Source organism: Siminovitchia thermophila, from assembly GCF_016909185.1.
Classification (GTDB): Bacteria; Bacillota; Bacilli; order Bacillales; family Bacillaceae_C; genus Siminovitchia; species Siminovitchia thermophila.
In genome coordinates this window covers 1-4,914 of record NZ_JAFBFH010000065.1, presented here as the reverse complement: position 1 = coordinate 4,914, position 4,914 = coordinate 1, and the positions used below count along the sequence as shown (strand labels likewise).

At 42.5% G+C, this 4,914-nt stretch carries 6 protein-coding genes; 2 read left to right on the top strand and 4 right to left on the bottom strand.

Annotation, left to right across the window (positions count from 1 at the left end):
* Window positions 1-476 precede the first annotated feature (476 nt).
* Entirely contained in the window at window positions 477-761 is a 285-nt protein-coding gene (locus tag JOC94_RS22320) for a hypothetical protein (protein WP_077113078.1), read from the top strand.
* Between the two features lie 212 nt (window positions 762-973).
* Complete coding sequence (locus tag JOC94_RS22315) at window positions 974-1,282, top strand: hypothetical protein (protein WP_077113079.1); 309 nt, start codon at window positions 974-976, stop codon at window positions 1,280-1,282.
* 327 nt (window positions 1,283-1,609) lie between these two features.
* Here JOC94_RS22315 and JOC94_RS22310 read toward each other — a convergent pair whose 3' ends face one another.
* The 4 genes from JOC94_RS22310 to JOC94_RS22295 all read right to left on the bottom strand — a co-directional run.
* On the bottom strand, window positions 1,610-2,014 hold the full coding sequence (locus tag JOC94_RS22310) for a YugN-like family protein (RefSeq protein WP_077113082.1): 405 nt from the start codon (window positions 2,012-2,014) through the stop codon (window positions 1,610-1,612).
* Between the two features lie 107 nt (window positions 2,015-2,121).
* Window positions 2,122-3,366 carry a Glu/Leu/Phe/Val family dehydrogenase gene (locus tag JOC94_RS22305; protein WP_077113080.1) on the bottom strand — a complete coding sequence of 415 codons (1,245 nt, stop codon included), beginning with the start codon at window positions 3,364-3,366 and terminating at the stop codon, window positions 2,122-2,124.
* Between the two features lie 45 nt (window positions 3,367-3,411).
* The gene (locus JOC94_RS22300; protein ID WP_077113081.1) at window positions 3,412-4,602 is read right to left on the bottom strand and encodes an ornithine--oxo-acid transaminase; all 1,191 of its coding nucleotides are present in this window, start codon (window positions 4,600-4,602) and stop codon (window positions 3,412-3,414) included.
* 60 nt (window positions 4,603-4,662) lie between these two features.
* The coding region (locus tag JOC94_RS22295) for an aldehyde dehydrogenase family protein (RefSeq protein ID WP_205180395.1) at window positions 4,663-4,914 on the bottom strand (252 nt) is incomplete at its 5' end.

Here is a 4,914-nt window from a genome sequence, read left to right as displayed (position 1 = left end):
ATTTCTCCTTCCGAAAGACAAGTTTGATCATCATAGGTGACTTTGTAGCTTTTCCCCATAGAGATATCTAAAGCAATGACTAATCCCAATATTTTCGCCTCTCTCTTCTTGATTATTTGAAAGATCTCCACTTATTCATTTCGATTCCAATTTCCTATACACGAGCTCTATGGCCCCAACATACTTAAACCTGATTCAAAAATGAAAGTGAAGAAGCCCAGTTTATCATTCGGATTCGCAATCCCCGAGGCTTCGGTCGGACTTTCTTTCACTTCTCACTATAACTCTAAAAAGAAAAATAGTGGGCAAAGTCATCCGTCGATGACCTTACCCACTAATCTTAGTATGTTTTTCGTCTTTTCAGGAACTCTCCCTGAACATGTATAAAAAATGTGCATATATCTATTTTGTTTGTCCAATCGTTATTCATCAATGAATAATATCCTATTATAAATGTGAAAAAGGAGTGATCAGTGGTGCAACCTAACCAAAACTTGATTAATCATCTGAATGAACTTTCTGAGAAAATGAAAGCAGCTATCTTAAATCCAGCAAAGGGGTTAACCATTCCCCAAGAAAACCTGGATCAACTGCTTACCAAAGTGCATGAAAATCATGAAGTACTGGACTATATCAAAAAAATATTAGATCCCCTTCAAAGCCTGCAAAAAGTAAACTTGGAAGCCGATCCTTCAGAAATATTAGAGGAAACAAAAACAGCAATAGAACAATCAGTAAATGCTTTACGAGTATCAAATTAAATCGGCAAATTCACATAAAAAAATGTTCTCTTTCATTAGAGCGATTGTCCAATCATTGTACAAATTTCCTTAATAGACTATTAACAAAGGCATATTCGCCTTTATTAAAGAAAAAGGAGTGATATAAGTGTACATCGTGGAAGATTTTGCGCATGACCATGAAGACTTCTCTTGTCGAAGCAGACCACTAATCTGGGAATCAGGAGATTTTGATGAACATCGACACAGCGACGATGATTGGTGCGATTGCAAAGTTGCAGAGCGCAGACATCGCTATAGCGATGATAAAAGAAAAAGCAAACAAACGCACGATTATTACCTCCACGATTGGGATGACCACATGCATAAACATGATTGCCACGATTGGGACGATCACATGCATAAACAAGTTCATTTCCATCATGATTGGGATAACGACATGCATGAACATTACTTGCATGGAAGGGGTGAGCACATGCATAAACATGAACATTGCTGCAGCAGACGCGACAATTGCAAAGGTTGTGCCTGTGAGAAGCTAAGGGATCTTGCCAGAAATACTCCCGTCTTATTCTCTACTGGTGATGCACCACAACTCTTAACTGGACTATTTATTAGCCATGATAGAGAAACTTGCAGCGTAACACTACGTATCGGTACAGCAGATGCATATGTAGCCTGCCGGGATATTAAAGTCCTCGTCATTGCCTAGTTAATGAGAATATCTAAAGGGCTGTCCATGTTTTTCGTGGCAGCCTTCTCACTCTAATCTTCCAAAGGTGATGATCACCATTTAGAAGTTGTTAGATATAGTACTTTTCATATAGAGTTTTTTACGAGTAGTAATTTTTTGATCAACGATACCTGGATCATTTAGAAAGAATGGACTCGAGTTTTTTGACAAGTTTTTTTCCTTGGATGATATATTTTTCATCAACCGAGCCATCCGGATCTTCAGGTTCTTGAAATTGATTTAGTGTAGCGGTCATATTGCCCACATTTACGTGATCATCCAATCCGCGTTGATAAACATGATTCAGGACAAACGGCTTTTCCAACTCAACTACAGTTCCTCTGCTATCAAGCTCGCCTTCCACTGCGGTAAAAGGAATGCGCAAAAATTGATAGCCGCCATCATCAGCCATTTTATAATCGAAAAAGCCTTTGTCATAGTCCCAGTTTCCGCCAATCGTATATCCGCGCGGTTTTAGCAACTGCTCCAGATGATGCAAATTGAAGCGCCTGCCTTCTATCCTTGAGTCGATTTGAATCATAATAACTGCTCCCTCCGTTGTTTTTTTTATTGTTCCTCTTAACGGGGGAGTTATGCTTTTTTGCAATAAAAAGAAGACCGCCGCTTGTTTTGGCAGTCTTCTCTTTATTATACCCAACCTCTGAAACGCGACGCTTCAGCAACATTGCGAAGGCCCAGCATATATGCTGCAAGGCGCATGTTGACTCTTCTGCTTTGCGACAGATTATATACATTATTAAAGGCGTCTACAAGTTTAGCTGTTAATTTTGTATTGACTTCTTCTTCTGGCCAATAATAGCCTTGGTTGTTTTGTACCCATTCAAAATAGGAAACGGTCACTCCGCCGGCACTCGCAAGTACGTCTGGCACAAGGAGAATTCCCCGTTCTGTCAAAATCTTCGTCGCTTCATCTGTTGTAGGTCCATTGGCAGCTTCTACAACGATGGATGCTTTAATATTGGGAGCATTTTCCCCAGTAATTTGGTTCGAAACAGCTGCTGGAACGATGATGTCGCAGTCTAATTCAAACAGTTCTTTGTTCGTAATGGTATTTTCAAAAAGGGTCGTAACCGTTCCAAAACTGTCCCGGCGGTCAAGCAAATAATCAATATCAAGTCCGTCCGGATCATGAAGAGCGCCATAAGCATCAGATATACCGACAATTTTTGCACCCGCATCATACAGGAATTTCGACAGGAAGCTTCCCGCATTGCCAAATCCTTGTATAACAATTCTCGCATCTTTTAAATCAATCCCGCGCTTTTTGGCAGCTTCTTCTATACAAATAGTTACTCCTTGAGCAGTGGCTTTTTCTCTTCCTTGGGAACCGCCAAGAACAATCGGTTTACCCGTGATGAACCCTGGAGAATCATTTTCACGGAGACGGCTGTACTCATCCATCATCCAAGCCATGATTTGGGAGTTCGTATATACGTCTGGTGCCGGAATGTCTTTTGTAGGGCCGACAATTTGGCTGATGGCCCTTACATATTCGCGGCTGAGACGTTCGATTTCACCCATAGACATCGTACGAGGATCACAAACGATCCCGCCTTTTCCACCGCCGTACGGCAAGTTGACGATCCCGCATTTGATAGTCATCCATAGAGACATCGCTTTGACTTCTTCTTCCGTCACATCAGGATGATAGCGAACCCCTCCTTTGGTAGGGCCGACGGAATCATTGTGCTGGGCACGATATCCGGTGAAAACTTTGACGGAACCATCGTCCATTTTAACCGGGATTCTTACGGTCAACATTCGAATCGGTTCTTTTAACAGTTCATACATTTCCTCCCCAAATCCAAGCTTGTTAAGGCTATGTTTAATAACCTTTTGAGTTGATGTAAATAAGTTAAGATTCTCTGCCATCGTTTTTTTTCGCCTCTTTATATTGTGATCAAAAACATTATACCATTATGATAGCACTTTTTTAATACGTGTGAGCGCCCAATCCAAATCTTCTTTCGTTATGACAAGTGGCGGAGCAAAGCGGATTACATTATCGTGTGTCTCTTTACAAAGCAGTCCCTGTTCCTTAAGCGATTCACAATATTTACGTGCTTCCTCATGCAATTCTACGCCAATAAATAAACCTTTTCCCCTGACCTCCTTGATCATTGGGTTTTCACTCTCTTTCAATTTTGACATAAAATACTCCCCAAGTTCAAGTGAACGCGCCGCAAGATTTTCATCTTCCAATACTTCCAGAGCTTTGATTGATACGGCGCAGGCCAATGGGTTTCCGCCAAACGTGGATCCGTGTGAACCAGGATTGAATACGCCCAAAATGTCTTGATCGGCACACACACAAGAGATTGGGAATACCCCGCCGCCTAGTGCTTTTCCTAAAATAAACATGTCGGGTTCAACGTTCTCCCAGTCGCAAGCAAACATTTTACCTGAGCGGCAGAGCCCCGCTTGAATTTCATCGGCTATAAAGAGGACATTGTTTTCTTTACATACTTGCCGAGCAGCTTTCAAAAATCCTTCAGGAGGGAGGATAACACCGGCTTCTCCTTGAATTGGTTCAATTAAAAATGCCGCTGTATTCGGTGTAATTGCTTCCTTTAAGGCCTCCAAATCCCCATATGGAACAAGCTTGATTCCAGGGAGCAGCGGACCAAACCCGCGTTGGTATTCCTTTTCAGAAGAAAGTGAAACGGCAGCCATTGTACGTCCGTGGAAATTGCCTTCACACGCAATAATTTCCGCTTTGTCATTGGCAACTCCTTTTACATCGTATGCCCAGCGGCGAGCTGCTTTAATTGCTGTTTCAACAGCTTCAGCGCCCGTGTTCATCGGAAGAGCCATTTCCTTATTGGTCAATTTCGTAACCTTTTCATACCAAGGTCCAAGCTGATCATTGTGAAAAGCTCTTGAAGTTAGCGTTACTTTATCGGCCTGTTCTTTCAACGCCTGGATAATTTTCGGGTGGCGATGACCTTGATTTACTGCTGAATAAGCGCTTAGCATATCCATGTAACGGTTGCCTTCCGGATCTTGGACCCATACACCTTCGGCTTCTGATATAACAATGGGAAGCGGGTGATAGTTGCGGGCACCAAATTTTTCGGTTTGTTCAATAATTTGAGCAGAATTGGACATTCGTATGTTCCCCCTTATATTTTCACATGAAGACCCTCAAAGAAGAGGGCCTTCCATTTCTTACAGCATTTCTGACGTTGTTTTCGCCTGCATGTGAAGCAACAAGTAATCCGGGCCACCCGCTTTGGAGTCGGTTCCCGACATGTTGAAACCGCCAAAAGGCTGGTAACCGACAATTGCTCCCGTACAGCCGCGGTTGAAGTACAAGTTGCCCACATGGAAATCTTCCCGCGCCTGCTCCAAGTGCGCGCGGTTGTTGGAAATAACGGCTCCTGTCAAGCCATATTCCGTATTATTGGCGATTTCCAGAGC

Coding starts and splice junctions, on each gene's coding strand:
- JOC94_RS22315 (WP_077113079.1), top strand. CDS start 974: ATGAACATCGACACAGCGACGATGATTGGTGCGATTGCAAAGTTGCAG.
- JOC94_RS22310 (WP_077113082.1), bottom strand. CDS start 2,014: ATGATTCAAATCGACTCAAGGATAGAAGGCAGGCGCTTCAATTTGCAT.
- JOC94_RS22305 (WP_077113080.1), bottom strand. CDS start 3,366: ATGGCAGAGAATCTTAACTTATTTACATCAACTCAAAAGGTTATTAAA.
- JOC94_RS22300 (WP_077113081.1), bottom strand. CDS start 4,602: ATGTCCAATTCTGCTCAAATTATTGAACAAACCGAAAAATTTGGTGCC.